This window comes from Kurthia sp. Dielmo (assembly GCF_000307285.2).
Lineage (GTDB): Bacteria > Bacillota > Bacilli > Bacillales_A > Planococcaceae > Kurthia > Kurthia populi.
In genome coordinates, this window is the sequence record NZ_HE578964.1 from 1 (window position 1) to 2,667 (window position 2,667).

At 33.8% G+C, this 2,667-nt stretch carries 2 protein-coding genes; one reads left to right on the forward strand and one right to left on the reverse strand.

Annotated elements, in window-relative coordinates; translation table 11 throughout:
• Positions 1-363: 363 nt before the first annotated feature.
• Positions 364-1,431: an Mrp/NBP35 family ATP-binding protein gene (locus tag KTHG_RS18465; RefSeq protein WP_158621066.1), complete on the reverse strand. Its 1,068-nt coding sequence runs from the start codon at positions 1,429-1,431 to the stop codon at positions 364-366.
• A 189-nt stretch (positions 1,432-1,620) separates the two neighbouring features.
• Between KTHG_RS18465 and KTHG_RS18470 the strand changes: the two genes are divergently transcribed.
• Positions 1,621-2,667: an acyltransferase family protein gene (locus KTHG_RS18470; protein WP_139995826.1), complete on the forward strand. Its 1,047-nt coding sequence runs from the start codon at positions 1,621-1,623 to the stop codon at positions 2,665-2,667.

Sequence of the window (2,667 nt, forward strand, 5' to 3'; positions counted from 1 at the left end):
TAAGTCGCTTATTCAGCAACTCTTATATCTTATCATTTCAAGTTGTTTGTGTCAACAACTTTTTTTGAAAGATTTAAATTTTACTTTCGCCATCGTTTTGACGACTTAATTATTATATCAACAAAATTTATTAAATGCAAGCATTTTTTATTTTGTTTCAAATAAGTTGTTTTAACAACAAAACTAACTATACGCTTCTTTTTAAAAGCGGTCAACCTTTTTATTAAAATAATTTTTAGCAAAACCCCTTATACTAATAAAATCTTTTTAGTGCTATTTCAAACATCATTTTCCAATCTTTTATTCAAATAAAAATCCGAAACCATATACGGTTTCGGATTTCTTCATACTATTATAAACGATTTATTTTTCTTCTTTTGCTAATTGATCAATAACATTTTGAGCCATTTCTAAATAAAGTTGACCTGTCGAATGATTTCTAGCATAAACAGATGGTGCAAAATCTGCTTCAATAATATCTGGTTGACCTAGTGGAATTTGACCAAGTAATTGTGTACGTAATTCAGAAGCTAGCTTAGTACCGCCACCTTTACCAAATACGTATTCTTTTTCACCCGATACTTCTGATTGGAACCATGACATATTTTCAACTACACCTAAAATATGATGTTGTGTTTTAATTGCCATTGCACCCGCACGTGCTGCAACGAATGCTGCTGTTGGATGTGGTGTTGTTACAACAATTTCATATGATTCAGGTAGCATTTGGTGAATATCAAGTGCCACATCACCTGTACCTGGAGGTAAGTCTAATAGTAAGTAATCTAAATCGCCCCACTCTACATCACGGAAGAACTGATCTAATACTTTACCTAACATTGGCCCGCGCCATACGACTGGTGCATTGTTTTCAACAAAGAATCCCATTGAAATCATTTTTACGCCAAAACGCTCTACCGGGAAAATGCGGTCATTTTCTACGCGAGGCATATCTTGCACGCCCATCATATCAGGAACACTAAATCCATAAATATCCGCATCAATTAGACCAACTTTTTTACCTAATCGCGCTAATGCTACAGCAAGGTTAACAGATACAGTTGATTTACCCACTCCACCTTTACCAGAAGCAATTGAGATAAATTGCGTTTTATTTATTGGAGATAATAAGTCTTGCGCCTCTGAACGCGTTGCTGTTCCACGGAATTGTTCTAATACAGACGCATCTAATTCTGCAAAACGGATACCTACTGTTTTGAAACCCGCTTCTTTTAATTCATTTACAATATCCATTTGGAAAGTTAATTGTTCAGGTGTACCTAATTTCGCAATCGCAACCTTCACACTAACATGTTCTTTTTCTTCTTTAATGCTTACTTCAAGTACCCCATTTGTTTCAGCTAATGTTTTATGTAAAATGGGATCTGTAAAACCACCAAGTAATTCACGGACTTGTTGTTCATTAATCACAATCTAACACTCCTCATAATCTTGTTTATATCGAATCAAGTATAACATAATTGCCGAAAAAACCCTTCATACTTTGTCACGAGGTTGTTACGTACCAGCCATTCGAATTTTACATAAATGTAATTTCACAGAGACTCTTTTAGCGCTATATTATGTAGTGTACATATCTCATATAAAGAAAGGGTTTTTATGAATACTTCTAAACAACGCATTTTTGTTTTCGACAATGTAAAGGCGCTTCTCATTATACTTGTCGTATTAGGTCACGCAGCAGATTATTATACAGACTACTTTGAATCAATGCGTATTTTCTTTTTCTACATTTATTTATTCCACATGCCACTATTTATTTTCTTAGCAGGGCTATTCAGTAAATCGATTATTTTAAAAGATCCCTTCCGTATTGAAAAAATAGCAAATTTCCTTATTCTCTATTTTATAATGGAAATTATTTTTTACTTATTAATTCATTATTGGTTAGGTCGAGAAAATTATGTATTTAATCCATTTGTAGAAAATAGCGTACCATGGTTCATGTTCGCAATGGCCGTTTGGTTATGCTTAGGACGCCTTTTACGGAATTTAAAGGCTTCCATTGTCATTCCCTCAAGCATCGTTTTAGCATTGGCAATTGGCTATACAAATATTGGCGATGTACTAGTAGGTTCAAGAATCATTTCATTCTTTCCGTTTTTCATTATCGGTTATTATATAAAACCAAATGATTTAGCGGACTTTCTACAATCTCCAAAATTAAAAATCGTATCAGCTCTTTCTCTTGTATTAATCGCTATCACAATTTATTTAAATATCGATACATTATATGATATGCGTAATTTATTAAGTGGTCGAAATGCATATACCCAGATTCGTATGGGTCTCGATATTGCTGGATCAGGTGCAATTATGCGTTTGTTAACGATGGTCGTAACGACTTGTATGTCTATCGCTATTCTCTCATTGATGACTCAAAAGCATACTTGGTTTACTGTAATCGGCGAACGCTCACTTTCTATTTACTTTTTCCACAGGCCGCTACTATTTCTTTATCATCACTATCATGTAAATGATTTTTTAAAAGGCATTTTCCCGCATGCATGGCTATGGATTTATTTAGGAGTTTTTGCGCTCGTTGCGATCTTATTAGCAGGAAAACCATTTACCTTACTATTACAAAAAATAGAATTGCGTGTAGAAAAAGTTTTAAAACGCCATAAAAAAACGGAATCGCACTAA

What these genes read in the sequence shown, in the direction of transcription:
- KTHG_RS18470 (WP_139995826.1), top strand. Translation starts at nt 1,621, where the DNA reads ATGAATACTTCTAAACAACGCATTTTTGTTTTCGACAATGTAAAGGCG.